At 70.1% G+C, this 20,021-nt stretch carries 19 protein-coding genes, 1 tRNA gene and 1 pseudogene; 11 read left to right on the top strand and 10 right to left on the bottom strand.

The annotated features are described in order from the left end of the window. The first annotated feature begins 1 nt into the window (after window position 1). From ABZ642_RS27765 to ABZ642_RS27805, 9 genes and pseudogenes are all read left to right on the top strand, one after another. Window positions 2–553, top strand: coding sequence for an NADH-quinone oxidoreductase subunit I (locus ABZ642_RS27765; protein WP_360489164.1), 552 nt, complete (start codon window positions 2–4; stop codon window positions 551–553). Beyond that, window positions 550–1,191 (top strand): NADH-quinone oxidoreductase subunit J, encoded by a 642-nt coding sequence (locus ABZ642_RS27770; protein WP_360489165.1) that lies wholly within the window; start codon window positions 550–552, stop codon window positions 1,189–1,191. The genes ABZ642_RS27765 and ABZ642_RS27770 overlap by 4 nt, the downstream gene beginning before the upstream one ends. Next, window positions 1,191–1,568 carry an NADH-quinone oxidoreductase subunit NuoK gene (nuoK, locus tag ABZ642_RS27775; protein ID WP_360489166.1) on the top strand — a complete coding sequence of 126 codons (378 nt, stop codon included), beginning with the start codon at window positions 1,191–1,193 and terminating at the stop codon, window positions 1,566–1,568. The genes ABZ642_RS27770 and nuoK overlap by 1 nt, the downstream gene beginning before the upstream one ends. After that, the gene (locus ABZ642_RS27780; protein WP_360489167.1) at window positions 1,565–3,559 is read left to right on the top strand and encodes an NADH-quinone oxidoreductase subunit L; all 1,995 of its coding nucleotides are present in this window, start codon (window positions 1,565–1,567) and stop codon (window positions 3,557–3,559) included. Before nuoK ends, ABZ642_RS27780 begins: the two co-directional genes overlap by 4 nt. Window positions 3,560–3,565: 6 nt before the next feature. Continuing rightward, the gene (locus ABZ642_RS27785; protein ID WP_360489168.1) at window positions 3,566–5,140 is read left to right on the top strand and encodes an NADH-quinone oxidoreductase subunit M; all 1,575 of its coding nucleotides are present in this window, start codon (window positions 3,566–3,568) and stop codon (window positions 5,138–5,140) included. Beyond that, on the top strand, window positions 5,137–6,660 hold the full coding sequence (locus ABZ642_RS27790; RefSeq protein ID WP_360489169.1) for an NADH-quinone oxidoreductase subunit N: 1,524 nt from the start codon (window positions 5,137–5,139) through the stop codon (window positions 6,658–6,660). The genes ABZ642_RS27785 and ABZ642_RS27790 overlap by 4 nt, the downstream gene beginning before the upstream one ends. A 227-nt stretch (window positions 6,661–6,887) precedes the next feature. Next, complete coding sequence (gene htpX, locus ABZ642_RS27795; RefSeq protein ID WP_360489170.1) at window positions 6,888–7,751, top strand: zinc metalloprotease HtpX; 864 nt, start codon at window positions 6,888–6,890, stop codon at window positions 7,749–7,751. Next, the gene (locus ABZ642_RS27800; RefSeq protein WP_360489171.1) at window positions 7,748–8,140 is read left to right on the top strand and encodes a YccF domain-containing protein; all 393 of its coding nucleotides are present in this window, start codon (window positions 7,748–7,750) and stop codon (window positions 8,138–8,140) included. Before htpX ends, ABZ642_RS27800 begins: the two co-directional genes overlap by 4 nt. A 111-nt stretch (window positions 8,141–8,251) precedes the next feature. Then, window positions 8,252–8,823: pseudogene (locus ABZ642_RS27805) on the top strand (SMI1/KNR4 family protein). A 30-nt stretch (window positions 8,824–8,853) separates the two neighbouring features. Here the strand turns inward: ABZ642_RS27805 and ABZ642_RS27810 are convergent. Continuing rightward, window positions 8,854–10,098, bottom strand: coding sequence for an amino acid permease (locus ABZ642_RS27810; protein ID WP_360489172.1), 1,245 nt, complete (start codon window positions 10,096–10,098; stop codon window positions 8,854–8,856). Between the two features lie 188 nt (window positions 10,099–10,286). Between ABZ642_RS27810 and ABZ642_RS27815 the strand changes: the two genes are divergently transcribed. Continuing rightward, window positions 10,287–10,553, top strand: a complete 267-nt coding sequence (locus ABZ642_RS27815; RefSeq protein WP_360489173.1) for a GlsB/YeaQ/YmgE family stress response membrane protein — start codon at window positions 10,287–10,289, stop codon at window positions 10,551–10,553. 88 nt (window positions 10,554–10,641) lie between these two features. Here ABZ642_RS27815 and ABZ642_RS27820 read toward each other — a convergent pair whose 3' ends face one another. Next, window positions 10,642–11,130, bottom strand: a complete 489-nt coding sequence (locus tag ABZ642_RS27820; protein WP_360489174.1) for a YajQ family cyclic di-GMP-binding protein — start codon at window positions 11,128–11,130, stop codon at window positions 10,642–10,644. A 223-nt stretch (window positions 11,131–11,353) separates the two neighbouring features. On the opposite strand from ABZ642_RS27820, the gene ABZ642_RS27825 reads away from it, so the two are divergent. Beyond that, window positions 11,354–11,435 (top strand) — tRNA-Tyr (locus ABZ642_RS27825). Between the two features lie 174 nt (window positions 11,436–11,609). On the opposite strand, the gene ABZ642_RS27830 is transcribed toward ABZ642_RS27825, so the two are convergent. From ABZ642_RS27830 to ABZ642_RS27865, 8 genes are all read right to left on the bottom strand, one after another. After that, the gene (locus ABZ642_RS27830; RefSeq protein ID WP_360489175.1) at window positions 11,610–12,989 is read right to left on the bottom strand and encodes a tyrosine-type recombinase/integrase; all 1,380 of its coding nucleotides are present in this window, start codon (window positions 12,987–12,989) and stop codon (window positions 11,610–11,612) included. Window positions 12,990–13,050: 61 nt separating this feature from the next. Then, window positions 13,051–13,239, bottom strand: a complete 189-nt coding sequence (locus ABZ642_RS27835) for a helix-turn-helix domain-containing protein (protein ID WP_360489176.1) — start codon at window positions 13,237–13,239, stop codon at window positions 13,051–13,053. Window positions 13,240–13,689: 450 nt separating this feature from the next. Then, window positions 13,690–15,165, bottom strand: coding sequence for an ATP-binding protein (locus ABZ642_RS27840; RefSeq protein ID WP_360489203.1), 1,476 nt, complete (start codon window positions 15,163–15,165; stop codon window positions 13,690–13,692). A gap of 2 nt (window positions 15,166–15,167) precedes the next feature. Further along, window positions 15,168–16,007, bottom strand: coding sequence for a bifunctional DNA primase/polymerase (locus ABZ642_RS27845; RefSeq protein ID WP_360489177.1), 840 nt, complete (start codon window positions 16,005–16,007; stop codon window positions 15,168–15,170). Continuing rightward, window positions 16,004–16,738 (bottom strand): SAM-dependent methyltransferase, encoded by a 735-nt coding sequence (locus tag ABZ642_RS27850; protein ID WP_360489178.1) that lies wholly within the window; start codon window positions 16,736–16,738, stop codon window positions 16,004–16,006. Before ABZ642_RS27850 ends, ABZ642_RS27845 begins: the two co-directional genes overlap by 4 nt. A gap of 89 nt (window positions 16,739–16,827) precedes the next feature. Then, a complete protein-coding gene (locus ABZ642_RS27855; protein WP_360489179.1) occupies window positions 16,828–17,091 on the bottom strand; it encodes a hypothetical protein in 264 nt (87 codons plus the stop codon). 15 nt (window positions 17,092–17,106) lie between these two features. Continuing rightward, window positions 17,107–17,610: a hypothetical protein gene (locus ABZ642_RS27860; protein WP_360489180.1), complete on the bottom strand. Its 504-nt coding sequence runs from the start codon at window positions 17,608–17,610 to the stop codon at window positions 17,107–17,109. 202 nt (window positions 17,611–17,812) lie between these two features. Next, window positions 17,813–19,930: an ATP-binding protein gene (locus ABZ642_RS27865; RefSeq protein ID WP_360489181.1), complete on the bottom strand. Its 2,118-nt coding sequence runs from the start codon at window positions 19,928–19,930 to the stop codon at window positions 17,813–17,815. Window positions 19,931–20,021: the final 91 nt, after the last annotated feature.

Here is a 20,021-nt window from a genome sequence, read left to right on the forward strand (position 1 = left end):
CGTGGCCCCCATTCCCGGCAGCGGCCTCGCCAAGGGCCTGGCCGTCACCCTGCGCACGATGACCCGGAAGACGGTCACCGAGCAGTACCCGGACGCCCTGCCCGAGCTCCCGCCCCGCACCCGCGGCGTGATCGGCCTGTTCGAGGAGAACTGCACGGTCTGCATGCTCTGCGCCCGTGAGTGCCCCGACTGGTGCATCTACATCGACTCCCACAAGGAGACCGTCCCGGCGGCGGCCCCGGGCGGCCGCGAACGCAGCCGCAACGTCCTGGACCGCTTCGCCATCGACTTCTCCCTGTGCATGTACTGCGGTATCTGCATCGAGGTCTGTCCTTTCGACGCCCTGTTCTGGTCTCCGGAGTTCGAGTACGCCGAGACCGACATCCACGAACTCACCCACGAGCGCGACAAGCTCCGCGAGTGGATGTGGACGGTCCCGGCCCCGCCCGCTCTCGACCCCGGCGCGGAGGAACCGAAGGAGATCGCCGCCGCTCGGAAGACCGCCGAGAAGCTCGCGGCCGCGCAGGCCGAGCCGCGGGAGGGGGAGTCGTGAGCCCCCTCGCCCAGGCGCCGCACGGCTTCCTGTCCCCGACGGGTGTGGAGATCGCCTTTCTCCTCGTCGGCCTGGTCACCTTCGGCGCCGCCCTCGTCACGGTCACCACCCGCCAGCTGGTGCACGCCGCCCTGTGGCTGGTGGTCGCGCTCGGCGGTCTCGCCGTCGAATACCTGCTGCTCACCGCCGAGTTCATCGCCTGGGTGCAGGTCCTCATCTATGTGGGCTCCGTAGTCGTCCTCCTTCTCTTCGGTCTGATGCTCACCAAGGCCCCGATCGGCCGCTCCCCGGACGCCGACTCCGGGAACCGGTGGGCCGCGCTGGCCGTCGCCGTGGTCGCCGCGGCCGCCCTGGTCTGGGTGGTCGTGGACGCCTTCCGTACCACCTGGATCGACCTGGACGGACCCGCCGCCGGTTCGACGAAGGTCACCGGCGAGAGCCTCTTCCAGAACTGGGTCCTGCCCTTCGAGGCCCTCTCCGTCCTCCTCCTCGCGGCCCTGGTCGGTGCGATCGTCCTGTCCCGGAAGGCGAAGGCGGTCTCGGCCCCGCCCCCTGTGAACGGCCGGGCCGTCACACAGAGTTCCCCCTCCGTCACGGATTCCGGTATTCACCCGATCGAGCAGGAAGGCGCCCGCTGATGCATCTCGCCTATCCCGCCGTCCTCTCCGTGCTCCTCTTCTGCACCGGCCTGTACGGCGTCCTCGGCCGCCGCAACGCGATCCTGGTCCTGATGTCGGTCGAGCTGATGCTCAACGCCGTCAACCTCAACCTCGTCGCCTTCGACGTGTGGCTGAGCAAGGCCGCCCGGGACACCCTGCACTCCGGCCAGGCGCTGACCCTGTTCACCATCGCCATCGCCGCCGCCGAGATCGGCATCGGCCTGGCGATCGTCCTCGCCGTCTACCGCAACCGCGGCACCTCCGACATCGACCGGCTCCGCGACACCGCCGAGGGCCACGAGCACGGCACGCCCACGGACGGGACGGCCGACGAGAAGGCTGAGGCCACCGCGTGACCACGACCAACCTCGCCGTCCTCGTCCCTCTCCTGCCCTTCCTCGCCGCCGCGGCCGGCCTGCTCGTGGGACGCACGGCTCCCGGTTTCCTACGCCCGCTCGCGGTCCTGCCGACCCTCGCCGCGCTCGCGCTGGCCATCACGGTCGCCGTGGACCAGGGCGGTGGCCGGGCCGTCACCGCCCACACCGAGCTCACCCCGACCGGCTCCGTCCCGATCGAACTCGCCCTGTACATCGACGGCTTCGCCGCCCTCGTCGCCGTCCTGGTCGCCTTCGTCGCCACCTGCGTGCAGATCTACTCGACCGGCTACCTGCGCGACGACCCGCGCTACTCCTCGTACGCCGCCCTCGTCTCCCTCTTCACCTCCGCGATGCTGCTGGTCGTCTACTCCGGCGACCTGATCGTGCTGCTGGTCGGCTGGGAAGTCATGGGTATCTGCTCCTACTTCCTGGTCGGCCACTACTGGGAGACCCCCGAGGCCCGTGCCGCCTCCATCAAGGCCTTCCTGGTCACCAAGCTCGGCGACGTGCCGTTCCTGATCGGCCTGTTCGCGCTCGCCACCGACGCCGGCTCCTTCCGCATCACGACGATCCTCAGCACTGTCGCGAACGGCGGACTGCACCACCCGGCCCTGGTCGCCCTGCTGCTCCTGTGCGGCGTGGCGGGCAAGTCGGCGCAGTTCCCGCTGCACACCTGGCTCCCCGACGCCATGGCGGGCCCGACCCCCGTCTCCGCGCTGATCCACGCCGCCACGATGGTCGCCGCCGGTATCTACTTCGTCGCCCGTCTCCTTCCGGTCTTCGAGGCCAGTGCGGCCGTGATGATCGTGCTCGCCGCCATGGGCGCCGTCACGATGGTCGGTTCGGCCCTCGCCGCCCTCGCCCAGGACGACATCAAGCGCGTCCTCGCCTACTCGACGATCGGCCAGCTCGGCTACATGACCGGTGCCCTCGCCGTCGGCGACCGCGGTGCCGCCGTCTTCCACCTCCTGTCCCACGGTGCCTTCAAGGCGCTGCTGTTCCTCGCGGCCGGCGTGGTCATCCACGCCGCCGGTACCAACTCGCTGGCCGTCATGTCCCGCACCTCCGGACTGCGCCAACGCGTCCCGGACGCCTACTGGACGATGACCGTGGCGCTCCTCGCGCTGGCGGCGATCCCACCCTTCAGCGGCTTCTTCTCCAAGGAGTCCGTCCTGGGCGCCGCCGAGCACGCGGCCACCGGCCACACCGCGCACGCCCCCGGCAGCGCCGGCTGGATCGTCCTCGTCGCCGGCCTGCTCACCGCCCTGCTCACCGCCGCGTACGCGACGCGGTTGTGGCTGCTCGCCTTCCGGGGCCGGGGCACCGAGGCCCCGGACCACGGCCGGCAACCGCTGTCCATGACGGTGGTGCTGTGGGTCCTGGCCGTTCCGTCCCTCGCCTTCGGCGGGTTCGCCTACCGGTCACTGCCCGACTGGTTCGACGGCCGCGACCTCACCCCGACCCTCACCACCTCGATCCTCGGCACCGGCCTCGCGCTCGTCGGCGGACTCCTCACCTACGGCGTATGGCAGCGCACCAGCGCGCTGGCCGCCCGCGCCCCGATCGGTGCCGTCGCCGCGCACCCCGAGGGCGACGCCGGACTGGTCGAGGCCGAGGCCATCGCCACCCACGAACCCGCCTTCGGCGACGTGGCCTACGCACCCGACCCCGCGGACCCCGCCCGGCTGTTGCTCGGCCCGCTGCGCCGGCACGCCGCCGAAGGATTCCACCTCGACGCCGTGTACGACGTGCTGTTCGTCCGCCCGGTCCTGGCCGCGGCGAGCCTCGTGCAGTTCCTGGACCGCGAGGTCGTCGACACCTACGTCCGCGGCGCGGCCGCCGCACCCCGCCTGCTCGGCGCCGCCGTGCGCCGCGCCCAGACCGGCAACGTCCAGACCTATGTGAGCGCGCTGCTCGCCGGCACCGTCGTCCTGGCGGTCGCCGTCCTCCTCGTCGCCACGGGAGCGTGAGCAGGCGTGATCGATATCAACGAGTCCGTGATGCAGTTCCTTCTGGCACTGATCGTGGTCGGCCCGCTCCTCGGCGCCGTCACCGCCCTGCTCCCCGCCCCGCCCGGGCTGAAGGGGAAGTCGCCCGAGCAGGCCGTGCTCCGCCACGGCGTGACCGTGACCGGCGCGATCCTCATCGCCGCGATCGTCCTCGCGCTCGGCTTCGACCACGACCATCCGTCGAGGATGCAGGCCACGACCGACATCAGTTGGATCCCCGCACTCGACGTGCGCATCCACCTCGGCATCGACGGCATCTCTCTCCCCCTTGTGCTCCTGACCGCGCTGTTGACCTTCCTCTGCGCGCTCTACACGTACTTCAACATGCCCGCGGGTCCGTCCCCGAAGGCCTTCGTCGCCCTGTTGCTCGTCCTGGAGTCCGGCACCCTCGCCAGCTTCGCCGTCCTCGACCTGCTGCTGTTCTTCGTCGCGTTCGAGACGGTCCTCATCCCGATGTACTTCCTCATCGCCCGCTGGGGCGGCGCGGGGCGCACCCGGGCCGCCTGGAAGTTCATCCTCTTCACCCTGCTCGGATCCGTCGTCATGCTGCTCGGCCTGCTCCTGATCGGAATCAAGGCGGGCACGTTCGACATGGTGGCACTCGCCACTGACAACGGCCGGTCGCTTAGCACATCCGTGCAGGTCATCGCCGTTCTGGCAGTCGGGATCGGCCTTGCGGTCAAGACCCCGATGTGGCCCCTGCACAGCTGGCTGCCGGACGCCCACACCGCCGCGCCGACCGTCGGCTCGGTCCTGCTGGCCGGTGTCATGCTCAAAATGGGTACGTACGGGTTCGTCCGGATCCTGCTGCCGGTCGCGCCGGACGGATTCCGCACCTTCGCGCCGTACCTCGCCGCCTTCGCCGTCGTCGGGATCATCTACGGGTCCCTGGCCTGCCTGAACCTGGCCAAACGGGGCGCGAAGGGCGACCTCAAGCGCCTGATCGCCTACTCCTCCGTCGGCCACATGGGCTTCGTCCTGCTCGGCATCGCCACCATGACCCCGACCGGCGTCAACGGCGCCCTGTTCGCCAACATCGCCCACGGCCTCATCACCGGCCTGCTGTTCTTCCTGGTCGGCGGCCTGAAGGACCGTACCGGCACGACCGACCTGGACACCCTCGCCGAGGAGACGGGCGCCGCGCTGTACGGCAAGGCACCGCGCCTCGGCGGACTGCTCGCGTTCGCCGCCGTCGCCTCGCTCGGGCTGCCCGGACTGGCCGGGTTCTGGGGCGAGATGCTGGCCCTCTTCGGCGCGTTCAAGCCCGCCGCGGGCCTCAGCCGCCCGGCCTTCCTGACCTTCATGGCGATCGCCGCGTTCGGCACCCTGCTCACCGCCGCCTACATGCTGGCCGTGGTCCGCCGCGTCTGTATGGGCGCCGTACCGCAGGACATGCCGGAACTCGCCGACGTCCGCACCTACGAGTTCGCGGCCTGGACTCCGCTCGTCGCCCTCACCGTCATCGCCGGACTGTGGCCGAAGGCCCTGCTCGGGCTGACCGACCCGGCCGTGCAGCAGCTCCTCGCAGGAGGCCCCCGATGAGCGCCCTGGCCCAGCCGCTGGCCGCGAACCTCGTCCAGTCCGTCGACTGGCTCGCCGTCGCCCCGCCCACCCTCACCGCGGTCGTCGCACTCGCCGTCCTGGTCGCCGACCTGTTCGTGCCCGAGGCCAGGAAGCCGATCCTCGGCTGGGTCTCGGTCGCCGGACTCGCCGCGTCCGCCGTCCTGCTGCTGCCGCTCCTGGACCACGACCGCAGCACCTTCTGCCTGACGGGCGCCACGCGTGCGTGCAGCTACACGGCCGACCGGTTCACCCTGGTCGTGCAGTTCCTGGTGCTCGGCGGCGCCCTGCTCACGGCCCTGCTGTCCGTCACCACCCTCAAGGACGGCAACCGCCGTTACCCCCAGGGCGAGTTCTGGTTCCTGCTGCTCTCCTCGGCAGCCGGCGCCGCCCTGCTGCCCGCCTCCCGCGACCTCGCCACCCTGATCGTCGCTCTGGAGGTCGCATCCCTGCCCGCCTTCGCCCTCGTCGGCATCAGGCACGGCGACGCGAAGTCCTCCGAAGCCGCCCTGAAGTTCTTCCTGTCCTCGGTGACCGCGACCGCCGTCAGCCTCCTGGGCGTCAGCTTCGTGTACGCCACCACCGGCAGCCTCTACCTCACCCAGGTCGCCGACCGCATCCAGCACGTCGACGGCCAGCTGCACACCCTCGCCCAGACGGGCGTCGTCCTCACCCTTGTGGGTTTCGCGTTCAAGACGGCCGCCGTCCCCTTCCACTTCTGGGTCCCCGACACCTACGTCGGCGCCCCGCTCCCCATCGCCGCCTACCTGTCGGTCGTCGGCAAGGCCGTCGGCTTCTCCGGCCTGATCCTGGTCACCGTCGTCGCCTTCCCGTCGTACGCCGACGTCTGGGGCCCCGCACTCGCCGCCCTGGCCGCCCTCACCATGACCGTCGGCAACGTCGCAGCCCTGCGCCAGCAGGCCACGCGCGCGTACAGCGCGGTACGACTGCTCGCCTGGTCGTCGGTGGGCCAGGCCGGCTATCTGCTCGTGCCGATCGCCGCCGCCGGATACGCCAAGGACCCCCAGAAGGCCATCGGCTCCACCGTCGCCTACGCCCTCATGTACGGGGCCGTGAACCTCGGCGCCTTCGCGGTGGCCGCCCTGGTCGGCCGCACGAAGGAACTCAACCGGCTTTCCGACTACCGAGGCCTGTACGGCAAGAACCCGCTGACCGCGCTGCTCCTGGCGTTCTTCCTGCTGTGCCTGGCCGGACTCCCGCCCGGCCTCGTCGGACTCTTCGCCAAGGTCACCGTCTTCTCGGCGGCCGTCGACGCCGGTCTCGGCTGGCTGGCCGTCGTCATGGCCGTCAACGTCGTGATCGCCCTCTACTACTACCTCCAATGGACGGCCCTGCTGTTCCGCGCCCCCGAAGGCGAGACCACCAAGCACCGCCTCCCGGCCCCCCTCACCGCCGCGCTCGCCCTCACCGGCGCCCTCGGCGTCGCCCTCTCCGGCGCGCCCCAGCTGGTGCTCCGCTTCGCCGCCACCGGCCTGTTCTGACGCCCTGCACGCACGCGCGTGCAGACCACCGCACACGAGGGCCCCGCTCTCACCCGGACGGCTCACGCGGCGCACAGCGGACACAAGGGAACTAGTGGCCGTCGCCTGGCGTTGACCAGTGCGGAAGGGTCCACTGGACGTGACACCACGACACCGGTGGCATCGCAGATCGGAAGGCAGCACCGCAGGCAAAGGGTTCCCCTGCCGCACGACTTGGAGGGCGTACCGTGCACCGCCGGCACAACGGACTCAGGACGGCAGTTCTCCTCGGGGGACTGTCGGCACTCATCATCGTCATCGGCAGCTTCTTCGGCCGGACGGGTCTGATCGTCGCGGTCCTCGTCGCCCTCGGCACGAACGCGTACGCGTACTGGAACAGCGACAAACTGGCGCTACGCGCGATGCGCGCCCGCCCGGTGAGCGAATTCGAGGCGCCGGCCCTGTACCGGATGGTCCGCGACCTCTCCACCCAGGCCCGCCAGCCCATGCCCCGCCTGTACATCTCCCCGACGGAGGCCCCGAACGCCTTCGCGACCGGCCGCAACCCGCGCAACGCCGCCGTGTGCTGCACGGAAGGCATCCTGCGCATCCTGGACGAGCGCGAACTGCGGGGTGTGATCGGCCACGAGCTCAGCCACGTCTACAACCGCGACATCCTCATCTCGTCGGTCGCCGGCGCCCTCGCCTCGGTGATCATGTTCCTGGTCAACTTCGCCTGGCTGATCCCGGTCGGCCGTTCGGACGACGACGACGGCCCCGGCTTCCTCGGCCTGCTGCTGATCATGATCCTGGGCCCGCTCGCCGCCACCCTCATCCAGCTCGCCATCAGCCGCTCCCGGGAGTACGAGGCGGACGCCTCGGGCGCCCAGCTCACCGGCGACCCGCTCGCCCTCGCCAGCGCCCTGCGCAAGCTGGAGGCCGGTACCAAGCAGCTCCCGCTGCCCCCCGAGCCCCGGATCGAGACCGCGAGCCACATGATGATCGCGAACCCCTTCCGCCCGGGCCAGGGACTGTCCAAGATGTTCTCGACGCATCCGCCCATGGCGGAGCGGATCGCCCGGCTAGAGAAGATGGCAGGTCGCCCGCAGTGAAGACCATCCTGAACGTCATTTGGCTCGTCCTGAGCGGCTTCTGGCTGTTCCTCGGCTACCTGCTGGCGGGCGTGATCCTCTGCATCACGATCATCGGCATCCCGTTCGGGATAGCGGCCTTCCGTATCGGCGTCTACGCCCTGTGGCCCTTCGGATACACGACCGTCGAGCGGCGGGACGCCGGCGCCCCCTCCTGCGTCGGCAACGTCCTGTGGCTGGTCCTCGCGGGCTGGTGGCTGGCCCTCGCTCACATCGTCACCGGTGTCGTGATGTGCCTGACGATCATCGGGATCCCCTTCGGCATCGCCAACTTCAAGCTGATTCCGGTCTCCCTGCTTCCGCTGGGACGCGAGATCGTGCCCACGGACCAGCCGTTCGGGAATCGCTGACCACACCTCATCCGGGGCTTGCCCCACACGAGTTGTCCACAGGCCCGCACCCGGGTCAAGGGTTGTCCACAGGCCGCCGCGATTGTCCGTGGCGGCCTGCATCATGAAGCCATGACCGAGATCGAGCAGTTGCTGACACGGGTGGCCGTACAGGCCCGCGACTCCCGTCCGTGGGGCTGGCCTTCACTCCCCGCACCCGTCGACGCAGCCACCCTCGACCGCGCCCGGGAAGCCCTGGGCTTCCCCCTGCCGCGCCTCCTCACCGCGCTCTACGAGCAGGTCGGTGACGGAGGCTTCGGCCCGTCGTACGGCCTGCTGCCCCTGCTCGACGCCGCTCCCTCCGGCGAACCCGCCGCCGTCGCCCAGTACCTCACCAACCGCGAGTACGGCCGCAAGAACCCGGAGTGGCCCTGGCCGGAGGGCGTCCTGCCGATCTCCCACTGGGGCTGCGGTATGTACGCGTGCGTGGACTGCCGTACCCCGCAGGCCACGGTCCTGCTCTACGAGCCGAACGCCGACGGCGCCGACGGAGCCTGGTTCGTGGACGCGCCCACCCTCACCGACTGGCTGTGCGTCTGGCTGAACGGCACGGGCTGGTACGAGGAGACCGCGAGGGCACGGATCTGGCGCCGTGGGACGACTTCCGGATACGCACGGCTCCGGCGCCGGAACAGGCCTCCTGAGGGACCGGGCCTCCTGAGCGCGGCTGCCGGCTACCGAGCCGTCACCCGCCGCCGTACGGCGTACGCCACCGCGCCCGCGGCCAGCACGGCGGCCCCCGTGGCCACCGAAATGACCGGCAGCGCGAAGGCGAGCACCGTACAGCCCAGCAGGCCCACCACCGGAACCACGCGGGCACGCGGGGCCGGATCGAGTGTCCAGGCCGAGGCGTTGGCCACCGCGTAGTACGCCAGCACACCGAAGGAGGAGAAACCGATGGCACCCCGGAGGTCCACCGTCGCCGCCGCCACGGCGACCACCGCGCCGACGGCCAGCTCCGCGCGGTGCGGGACCTCGAAACGCGGATGCACGGCGGCCAGCGCCGGGGGCAGATGGCCGTCACGAGCCATGGCGAGCGTGGTCCGTGACACGCCAAGGATCAGCGCCAGCAGCGAGCCGAGCGCGGCCACCGCCGCACCCACCCGTACCACGGGCACCAGCCCCGGCACCCCGGCCGCCCGTACCGCGTCGGCCAGCGGCGCCCCCGTCCGTCCCAGCGCGTCGGCGCCGAGCACGGAGAGCACGGCCACCGCCACGCACGCGTACACGACCAGCGCGATACCCAGGGCCAGCGGGATCGCGCGCGGGATGGTGCGCGCCGGGTCCCGCACCTCCTCACCGAGGGTCGCGATCCGCGCGTACCCGGCGAACGCGAAGAACAGCAGGCCGGCCGCCTGAAGCACGCCGACCACACCCGATGACAGGCCGATGTCCAGCCGCCCGGCGTCCGCTCGCCCGGACGTCAGGCACACGGCCACCACGGAAGCGAGGACCGCCAGCACCAGGGCGACGATGAGCCGCGTCAGCCAGGCCGACTTCTGGATACCGCCGTAGTTCACGGCGGTCAGTGCCACCACTGCCGCGACCGCAACCGCGTGCGCCTGCCCCGGCCATGCGTAGGAGCCCACGGTGAGCGCCATCGCGGCGCAGGACGCCGTCTTGCCGACGACGAACGCCCAGCCCGCGAGATACCCCCAGAAGGCGCCGAGCCGCTCCCGTCCGTACACGTAGGTGCCGCCGGACTGCGGGTAGCGGGCGGCGAGGCGGGCCGAGGACATGGCGTTGCAGTAGGCGACCAGGGCTGCGACGGCCAGCCCCGGCAGCAGCCCCGACCCGGCGGCGCGGGCCGCCGGGCCCAGCGCCGAGAACACGCCTGCTCCGATCATCGCGCCGAGGCCGACGACCACGGCGTCGTGCACGCCCAGCGTGCGCCGCAGGCCAGGAGGGGAGGAAGCCATGCGCCGCACCCTACTGATCGCCGCAACCGCGAGGTGTCGCCATGGCGTCCTCGTCATCGACAGGGCACGAACACACGTGTGACGGCCATCTGCGGATGACTCGGACGGCCTGTCCGACACAGCCGGCCGAGAAGGAGATCACAGGGCCGGAACAGTGCGAACCCAGCGCGGAAGGGCAGGTTCAGGGCATGGGCATCATCAGTTGGATCATCCTGGGACTGTTGGCCGGCGCCATCGCCAAAATCCTGCTGCCGGGACGCGACCCGGGCGGCTTCATCGGCACGACCCTCATCGGCATCGTGGGTGCGTTCCTCGGCGGCTGGATATCGGCACGCTGGCTGGACCACCCCATCGCCAAGGACTTCTACGACGGCGCGACCTGGGTGGCGGCGATCGGCGGTTCGTTGGTCCTGCTGATCCTCTACCGCCTCCTCTTCGGCAATTCGCGCGACTGAGCGCCCAGCCGCGGCCGGCCCCGGCCTGCAGAGGAGAAGGGTGGGCACCGAGGGCGCCCACCCTTCGTCATACCTCGGCCCGCGGTGACTACCGGTAGTTCACGAACTGGAGTGCGAAGTCGAGGTCCTGGCCCTTCAGGAGCGCGATCACGGCCTGGAGGTCGTCGCGGTTCTTGGAGCTGACGCGCAGTTCGTCGCCCTGGACCTGGGCCTTCACGCCCTTGGGACCCTCGTCCCGGATGATCTTCGCGACCTTCTTCGCGTTCTCCTGGGAGATGCCCTCCTCGATCGACGCGAAGATCTTGTACTCCTTGCCGGAGAGCTGCGGCTCACCCGCGTCGAGCGCCTTCAGCGAGATGCCGCGCTTGATCAGCTTCGACTGGAAGACGTCGAGGATGGCCTTGACCCGCTCCTCGGAGTTCGCCTGCATCAGGATCTTCTCGCCGGACCAGGCGATCGAGGCGTCCACGCCCTTGAAGTCATAACGCTGCGAGACCTCCTTGGCGGCCTGGTTGAGGGCGTTGTCGACCTCCTGCCGCTCGACCTTCGAGACGATGTCGAAACTGGAGTCGGCCATGTCCTGTGGCTCCTTGTATCGGGGGGCGTAACGGGATGCGTTCCGGTGCGTGACGGCGACCGCGCCTGGTGTGGGGACCGGGCCGCATCCGCACCAGCCTAGCCACCCCACGTCTCGCGAGCGCAGATCAATCGGGTGGCGGAGCACCCCTTGGGATCGGGTATTGTTTACGTCGTTGCCAGGGAGCACCGCCGAAAAACGGTTCGACTTGGTGGCAAACCCCGGCGGTGTGCCCGAGCGGCCAAAGGGAGCAGACTGTAAATCTGCCGGCTCAGCCTTCCCAGGTTCGAATCCTGGCGCCGCCACTTTGGGGAAGACCCCCTCTGAACAGGTTCTTAGCCTGGTCAGAGGGGGTTTCTTGTTGATCGGCTCCGTTCGATTCGGTATGGACGGGACGTGGACGTGTCTCACCCCGTTCCGCCCAAATCCCACTACCGGTCAGCCCGTGTCCCCCAGGTGTCCCCCGAGGGTGAGCATGATCACCCGGGTTCGTTCCACTCCCGAAGTGCGACATCGATCCGGCTGTTGGCCTGCTCCCGGGTCTGGTCCAGCACCTTGGCGTACACCTTGTGCAAGACCGCGATGCTGTGGCCGGCCCGCCGGGCGCACTCCATGGCGTCTACGCCGGAGCTGAGCCAGAACGACACCCCGGCATGCCGAAGGTCGTAGGGACGGCGGGCGAGCAATGAGGACGTCTCCGCCTCGCTCAGCACATTTTGTCGAGCCTTCGCCCATACCTCCCCGTAGCCGGTCTCCTGAAGTAGGCCGTTGCGGCTGGTCCGGAAGAGTCGGCCGTCCGGCGCCGTGCCGTGCGTGGCGATGTGCTCCCTCAGCATGCGGACGAAGTGCGGCGGGATCGGCACTGGGCGGGAGTCCTTCTTGGCGCGCGCCTTCAGGTGGCGGGTCTCGTGTGCCGCTCCGTCGTTCGTCCAGCTCCGTCCTGCCCGGACGACGCCCTGACGGAGGGTGAGCATCCCCCATCCCGTCTTCGGTAGGTCGCACTGATCCGCACGCAGTCCGGCAGCCTCAGCCGGACGCATGGCCGCGTAGTACAGGCACCCGAAGAACGCTTCCAGGTGCCGCCCGCGCGACCCCTGCTCGCGGACCCCCGCCAACAGTGCCCGCACCTGGCGAGGGTTGGCGACGCTCTCGGGGTCGACTGCCTCGACTGACTTCGGGGCCGTCCACTTCACGGCTGAGAGCGGGTTGACCGGCATGGTGAAGTACTGCTTTTCGACCGCCAGTCCGAGAACGTCGCTCAGGCACGCCCGCTTTCGCTTCGCGGTGCGCGGTGAAGCCTCCTTCCCGTCCAGCCTCAGAGCGAGAGCGTCCAGGGCCAGCCGGACCGTCGCCGGGTCTTCCAGTGAGGAGACCGGCATGGAGTGCTTGGCGATCCATGCCAGGGCGCCGGTCACGTCGTCCGGCGCGGTCTCGGTCCAGCGGTTCCGGTTGTACGCCCACCCGTAGAGAGCACGTCGCAGTAGCGCCGGATCGGGCATGCCGCTCTTCGTCTTCACGAGGGCGGGGGTGATCGTGGCGAGCGCGTCGGCGTAGTTCTTCCGTGACTTGGCCGGCGCCAACGTCCACTTGCGGTCGACGTACGTACGGGTGTGCTCGTACCAGGTAATGGAACCTTGCTTCGCGCGCAGCTCGGAGACCGGCAGGCCGGTCTCCTCGTCGAACTGGTCGCCGCGCCGTACAGCGGACATGAGTTCCGAACGGCGGCCTTCCGCCTGCACTTTGAGCGTGTAGCTCTTGGAGTGCTTGCGCTCCCCGACGAGCCAACGGAGACGGTACGGCTTCGGACGATCCTTACGGATCTCGATGGAGTAGAGACGGACGTCATAGGTGAGTGACATGCAAACTCCAGAGGGGCCCACAGGAAGCGGGCCCCTCGTGTCTCAGGCGTGAAGGTGAAGGTCAGGCGGCGGTTTCTTCCATGGACGACCACCATGCGTCCAGGTCGCTGCGACGGCAGCGGAGTTGACCGTTGGGAAGCTTGATGAGCTTGGGTGCCTTGCCTCGGGCGCGCATGCGGTAGAACGCGGCGCGGCTCATGTCGATCTCGTCAAGGACTTCGGGGAGCTTGAGCATCTTGGGGCGGGCCACAGTGCTACTCCTCGCTTGGGCTGGTCTTGGGGCGGGGTGGTCTGTGCTGTCCGAAGCTGGGATTTCTGCGTCATCGCGTCACCTGCGTCAATCAGGCTTCTGACCTGCGGGTTCTGGTGACGCAGCGCGGCGGGTGGTGCGTCATCGATGACACGAGCGCTCGTCCTGGGGTGACGCTGATGACGCGGGATGACGCAGGATTCGTCGTCTGCGTCACCGTTTTCGCCGCAGGTCAGCGGCCGTCTGTCAGGCCCTCGGTGACGCAGTGACGCAGATCTTCCCTACTTAGGAAAAGAAAGGGGGGTGTCTGTGGTCAGTACGTCCGCTCAGGGCTTGAAGAACGGGCCGCTTCGCGGCGCGACCTGTGCAGGGCGGCCGCCGCCGCCGAACAGCAAGAGGAGCACCCGCGGCGTGGCGTGCTCCTCTTGCTTGTCTGCCTGTGCGGCAGGGTCAGAACGCGGTCTGCTGCTCGGGCGGCGGGGGCGGGGCCTGGCGGCTGAGTTCGATGTAGCGGGCGGAGCTGGTGCGGCCCCAGTCAACGAGGACGCCCCGCGCGGCCAGGGTGGGTTGGATGCGCCTCAGCCGGTCGGAGAGCACCTTGCCGGTGGTGGGCCAGCCCTTGGGCAGGGGGCGGCATTCCTCGCCGCTGTAGAGGGCGGTCAGGGTATGCAGCCAATCTGCAGACGTCATCCGGACCTCTTCGCCCGGAGTGAGTTCGGCGGCGTGCTTGAGGACTGTCTGGGCCAGTAGATCGCCCTCGATCACGTCGTCGTTGAGGTCATCCAGGCTGGCCCGGTATGCCTCCAGCGTTCCGAAGCCGGTGGCGGTGTCGAGCTGGGCGCACAGGTGGGCGAAGTCGGCCATGCGCAGATCGGTCGGGGTCTCGGCCTGTACCGCGCGGACCTTGACGGTCAGGTCCAGCAGGGAGCCGAGGACGACGGGCAGGATCTCGGCGTACTCCGTCCACAGCTCCGCTTCGGTTCGCCTGACTCGGGGGCGTTCCAGGCGCAGGGTGAGGAGTCGTTCGGCGAGGTCGGGGCGGATGACGCCGACGTCGATGCCGGTCAGCAGCATGGGCCGGCGGTAGCGGGAGCGGACGACGTCGCCGTCGGTGAACAGCGCGCGCTTGATGCTCTCGGCTCCGGTGATGATGCAGCACATGAGGTCGGACAGGTCCGGGGGCAGGTGGGAGAGGTTGTCCAGGGCGGTGATCCATCCGGCCGCGACCGCTGTGATCATGTTCTCTTCGTCCTTGGGCGCCCTGCGCAGGTCGCCGCTCATACCCTCGATGATCCGCACGAGCATCCGCCCGCCGGTCGACTTGCCGGCGCCCTGCGGGCCGGTGAGGAACGGGGCGGGGACGGGTGCGGACGGCTCCAGGCAGCCGATGAGCCACGCGATGGCGAGGGCCTCGGTCCTGGCGTCGGCGAAGTTGCACAGCCGCATCAGCAGGTCGATGCCCTTGCCGTTGGTGTCCTTGGCGGGCATCGGGAGTTCCCCGGTGAGCTGGGTGCGCCGCCAGCACACCTCTTCGGGGTCGGGGACCCGGACGTCCCATCCGGTGGGGTGGATACGGACGGACCGCCCGTCGTCGCGACCGAGGTCGAGCCAGGTGGCCCCGTCGAATCCGGGGGCCACGCGGATATGGGTGGGCTGTACCTGCTCGGTGAGGGCGAGTGCCTCGATCAAGTCCAACGCCTCCTTGAGGGCGGTTCCGTTGAAGACGCCGACCCCGTCGCGGAAGAGGCCGACCATGAGTTCCTGGCGGTGGCTGCCGGTCGTGCCCTGGGAGCGGATCGGGCGGGCCACGGGGTGGCCGGTGCGCTGCGCGTATACGGTCCCGTCCACGGTGCGGAAGTACCGGAAGTGGGCCTGCGCGTAGTCGGTGATGACCTGCCGGGCGGGGTTCTTCTCGTCGTCGGACACGGTCACAGTCCCAAGGTGGTCAGGGCGTTGGTCCACGCCTCGGTGCAGTGCCGGGGGGTCTCGCCCTTGGCCTGTGCGGCGGTGAACAGCCGGTTGACGTGGGTGTCGGTGAGGCACCCGCACCGGCCGTGCGTCGACAGCACCGCGAGGAACGTCCGGTACACCGTCGCGTGGACCGCGCTGCGCGCCTCACTGATCCGCTGCACGGCCATGGACACGCCACGTTCCAAGTAGGTGGGTGTGCGGTGCGGGCACTCGCCCCCATGGCCCCTCAGGGGCACTGTGAGGCTCTGTGGCGCACTACTGGGCACAGCGGGTCCCTTTAGTGTCAGGGCGCGCACAGGGTCCGTCAGAGAGACTGTGGCGCCCGTGCCGTTTCCGAGCCAACGCACGTACCCGGCAAGGGACTTGATGTCGACGCCGGGCCGGACCGCGTTGGCGGACGGCATGGTGCCCCGGTAGATCCAGTGCTCTCCCCGCGTCGTGGGCACGGTCCGGGTGGCGGGCAGGGCCTTGCGGGCCCACGCGATGGCTGCCGTGTCGTCCAGGTCGACCACGGTGAGGCCGGCGCCGCCGGGGTGGTAGGCCACGGCCGCCGCTTGCCGCCACGCCGACGCCCACGCGAGCGAGCCGATGACGTGCGGGTCGGTGGTGGCGGCGGCCCATGCGTGGCACGGCGCCCCGCACTCACAGGGGCCCGCCGCCTTCATCGTCGGCCGCCCGCCGCACGCGTTCCGGGTGCATGCGGGGCAGTTCCCGAACGGCAGCTTCCCCCGGCGCAGCGGCAGCACCGGCAGGCCCGCAGCGGCGATACGCAGCGCCGTGTGCAGGTGCTCGCTCATGCCGCCACCGCCAGACCGCTCGCGGTCAGGTGGGCGAGTGCGGCGGTACCGATGTGGTGGGCGTAGGCGGGCGGGATGCATTCGCGGATGCCGTCGCGGTTCATCCACGGCACCCCAAGTACCTGGCGGGCGAGCGGGACCCCGGAGAAGTTGCCGACGAACTGCCCGTAGTGACCGGGCGGGACGGGGCGGCCCATCTTGGCCTGGGGGACCAGGTGCGCGGGGTGGTCCGGCTGGTCCAGGGTGAAGCCGCCGCCCGGCTCGAAGTACCGGTGGCGGTAGTTCTCCAGGCCGAGCATCTGCCCGCACAGCATCACCGGAGTGCGCAGCTTGGGCAGGGCGCCGCCGACGTTCTCCATCACCCAGGGCCGCCCGGTCAGCTCCAGGGCGGTGCGGGTGGGGGCGATCAGGTCGGGGTGGGTGTTGCCCTGGATCCGCTGGCAGTCGCTGTCGTGCTGGCACGGCGGCGAGCCGTGGATGAGGTCGAACGCGGCCCCGTGCTCCATTGCATACGCGATCGCGTCCGCCCGCACGAACCGGAACGGGTAGCGCGGCTGGGGGTCCTTGTCCACGCCGGTCACGTCGAACCCGGCGTCGGTGTAGCCCTTGGCGGCGCCGCCCTGGCAGCAGTACAGGTCCAGCAGCCGGGGCGGGCGCCCGAACAGGCGCAGGAAGAGAGCGGCGAACGAGGCGGGTTCGTCCGCTCGCCGGATGACCGTGAGTTGGGTCATTCTGGATGTCTCCAGTTCGTTGTGAGCGTGCTGGATGACAAGGGCGGCCCCGGTTCTTTGGCGAGATGCGGGGGCCGCCCTTGGCGTAGCTAGAACGGGGCGTTGGCGCTGTAGCCGCCGGGCGGGGTGCGGCGCATCCAGCGCGGCAGGGGCAGCAGGGTCAGCCGGCGGGCGGTCCAGCAGGCGCAGATCTCCCAGCCGCTTCCCCAGTGCTCACCGGTGTCCGGGTAGCTGTAGTCCTCCACGGTGCCGCCGCGTCCCTGGCAGTTCGGGCAGTTGGGGCGGGGGGTGTCGGTCAGGACCAGGGCCCGGCGGGGGCATGTGTCGATGACCTTGAGTCGGATGCGGAGCATGGTGGTGGTCTCCTGTCAGCTGGTGTGCTGGTTGTGGGTGCGGGCGGACAGTCCGTAGGTCTTGCTGGTGGTGTGGTGCTGGCTGACCGGGGCCCGGTAGTGGTGGTGGGTTTCGGTGTGGACGCCCTTGAGGGACCGCAGTGCCGTGCCGATCGCGGCGAACACGCCGGCCACAGCCGCGATGGGCAGGGTGACGAACAGGACCGAGGTGAGGGAGACGGCGGCGAAGCCCTGGCAGGCGAGCCAGACACCACAGCCGACACCCACGAACGCGGCCCCCACCCCGATGCCGGCGACGGCGGTCCCGGCGGCCCACGCGGGCACGATCCGCCGGTCTGGCTGGAGCACCGGGGGCGTGTCCCCGTAGGCGGGAAGCGGGCTGTCGTCGCGGTAGGCGGTCGGCATGTCGGGGGTGGGCTTGTAGGCGTCGGCGATGATCCGGGCCGCTTCGGTGGCGGCCACGTCGTCGCTCATCCGGACGCCCGACAGGGACGTGTCGGGGGTGGTCTTGGGGTACATGCGGAATCCCTTCCGGTCACGGTGCAGGGAGGAGAGGACACCCCCTTGGGGGGTGCTGAGAGGGGGGTTTCGGGGGTCTGACCTGCGGTGCCTCCCTGCCTCCCTGACGATCAATTACGCAGGTCAGGGGGAGGGAGGCGGGTCAGGGAGGGGGTTAGGGAGTTCTCCCTGCCTCCCTGACCCGCGGCGGGTCGGCTCCCTGTCATTCGGAAGCGGAAGCGGAACCCTGGTTGTCGCGGTCGGCGAGCGCGCCGGTGATCCGGTCGCGGGCGATGTTCATGACGCCGTCGGACTTGTAGGGCTCGGCTCCCGTGCCGTCCAGGACGCGGGTGAGGTCCAGGAACGACCACTTCCCGTAGGTGCCGGCGTCCAGGGCCGCGAGCCGAGCCAGGACGTCCTTGGTGCGCACGCGGGTGGCGTCGCCCATCACCTGCGCGATGTCGGCGAGCGGGTCACGCGGCGCGTCCCGCTTGAGCACGCTGAGGGTGGTGACGCCGTCGCGCAGGGCCTTGGCCCGCTCGCAGATCGCGTGCGCGGTGTCGGTGTCGATGTAGTGCGTGCGGACCGTGATGGACGACTGGCCGGCCGGGATGTCGATGCCGTCCGACGCGACCACGACCGTGCCCTTGTCCAGCCCCGGACGCAGCAGGTTCGGCGCCGCGCCGCCGTCAACGGCCTTGTCCCCGAGTGCCATACGGGCCTGCGATTCCGTGCCCAGGGCGAGTGAGGCGCGGGTGTGGGCACCCTCGCGGACCAGCTTGGGAAGGTTCTCGTTCGTCGGGTCCTGGGTGCCCTGCCACATCAGCACGTTGACCGCACGGCCCTGGTTGTGGATCTTCCGTACGGCCGTGAAGTACCGGGACGTTGCCTTGGACCCGCCGTAGGGGCGCTTCTCTTCGTCCTTGGCCGGGCACATGAACGCCACCTGCGCCTCATCGACCAGCACGATCAGCGGCGGGAACTCGGTGCCGGGCGGGGCTTGGAGACGGCGGTTCATCTCGTCCACCGCGCTCTCTGCCATCTCGGTCACCTCGATCACGTGCTCATCGGTCGGTCCCTGGATCAGCACCCGGGCACGGCCGATGAACATGGCCCAGTCGCCGGCGCCCTTGAGGTCGCCGATCAGGAACTCCACCGACCGGTCCAGCGCCAGCCACAGCGCCAGCGACCGCAGGGCGGCGGTCTTGCCCTGGTTCGACAGACCCGTGATCAGGAGGTGGCGCTGGTAGAGGCTCATGCCGGCCGAGTCGCCGCGCAGGTCCTGGCCCCAGGGTGCGCGGCCCTTCTTGTAGTCGGCGGTCATGGTCTCGTCGGTGGCTAGGGGAGACGGACCGATCGGCTCGTCCAGGGCGCCGGAGTCGGCGATCCACAGCCGGACCGTCCGCGCGGCCACGGGGATCATGATGAACACCTCGTGCTCGTGTCGGGTGAGGTTCTCGGCGAGCTTGCGGCGCCGGTTCTGCACCTCGATCGTGGACACCCCCGACGGGAGCGTGACGTCGACTTCGACGCCGCATCCGGCGATCCGGATCGGTCCGAGCATCGACGCGCCGGCGTCGCCCATCTCCTTGATGGCGTTGCGCAGGGCAGGCACTCCGAGGTCGCGCAGGGCCTTGACCACGATGGACGGGGTGATGGGCTCACCCTCGCTCGATCGCTGCTGCTCAGGCATCGACCATGACGGGGCGGCTTTCTGGTGCGCGCCGACCGACCACAGGGCGAGCAGTGCGAGGAACGGGCTGATCGTGAGCGCCGGGCCCCAGACGACCTGAACGATGGTGATCATCAGGTTGATGAACTTGATGACCGCCATGAGCGGGGTGACCACCTCGGTGGCGTCCTTGGTGGCGATGGCCATGCAGACTCCGAGGGCGACCAGTAACCCGACTCCGGTGCCGGCGGACACGGCGGCGCCCTTGGCGGCTTCGATCGGGGAGTGGAGGAGGTCCATGCGGCGGCGGTGGCGTGCCTCGCGGAAGTGCTGCCCGCGCTCCTCCCACTCGCGGGCCTCTTCCAGGTTCCCCGCCGCCTCAGCAGCGCGCATGAGCCGCTCGTAACGGGCGGGGGTGCGGGCCTCCCACGCGCGGCGGGTGACGATGCGGGTGCCGCCATAGACGTACAGGGCGTGCCGGGCCGCCGCGCGGGCCGACGTCTTCGTGACGTCGTGCGTCACGGCCGTACGGATGGCCCGCCCGGAGCGCACCCACAGCGGGGCCGCGGGGGCGGGTGCCGGGTCGGGGACGACCGTGAGCACGGTCGGCGAGTTGGCGCCGGTGGGCGGGTCGGTGGGCTTGTGGAGGTTGATGACGTTCTCGGTCATGCTGGCAGTTCTCCTGACTGCCCCGGATGCGGGGCGGGATGAGTGGGAGAGCACGGGGCCGCCGTGTCCGGCCAAAGAGGCGGCGGCCCCG

Origin of the sequence: Streptomyces sp. NPDC007157, assembly GCF_040634235.1 — a bacterium.
Taxonomy (GTDB): domain Bacteria; phylum Actinomycetota; class Actinomycetes; order Streptomycetales; family Streptomycetaceae; genus Streptomyces.

Bases quoted from the DNA above. Each gene is read 5' to 3' on its own strand.
- ABZ642_RS27815 (WP_360489173.1), top strand. From the start codon at position 10,287: ATGGGCATCATCAGTTGGATCATCCTGGGACTGTTGGCCGGCGCCATC.
- ABZ642_RS27860 (WP_360489180.1), bottom strand. From the start codon at position 17,610: ATGTACCCCAAGACCACCCCCGACACGTCCCTGTCGGGCGTCCGGATG.
- ABZ642_RS27810 (WP_360489172.1), bottom strand. From the start codon at position 10,098: ATGGCTTCCTCCCCTCCTGGCCTGCGGCGCACGCTGGGCGTGCACGAC.
- nuoK (WP_360489166.1), top strand. From the start codon at position 1,191: ATGCATCTCGCCTATCCCGCCGTCCTCTCCGTGCTCCTCTTCTGCACC.
- ABZ642_RS27850 (WP_360489178.1), bottom strand. From the start codon at position 16,738: ATGACCCAACTCACGGTCATCCGGCGAGCGGACGAACCCGCCTCGTTC.
- ABZ642_RS27865 (WP_360489181.1), bottom strand. From the start codon at position 19,930: ATGACCGAGAACGTCATCAACCTCCACAAGCCCACCGACCCGCCCACC.
- ABZ642_RS27790 (WP_360489169.1), top strand. From the start codon at position 5,137: ATGAGCGCCCTGGCCCAGCCGCTGGCCGCGAACCTCGTCCAGTCCGTC.
- ABZ642_RS27855 (WP_360489179.1), bottom strand. From the start codon at position 17,091: ATGCTCCGCATCCGACTCAAGGTCATCGACACATGCCCCCGCCGGGCC.
- ABZ642_RS27830 (WP_360489175.1), bottom strand. From the start codon at position 12,989: ATGTCACTCACCTATGACGTCCGTCTCTACTCCATCGAGATCCGTAAG.
- ABZ642_RS27820 (WP_360489174.1), bottom strand. From the start codon at position 11,130: ATGGCCGACTCCAGTTTCGACATCGTCTCGAAGGTCGAGCGGCAGGAG.
- ABZ642_RS27845 (WP_360489177.1), bottom strand. From the start codon at position 16,007: ATGAGCGAGCACCTGCACACGGCGCTGCGTATCGCCGCTGCGGGCCTG.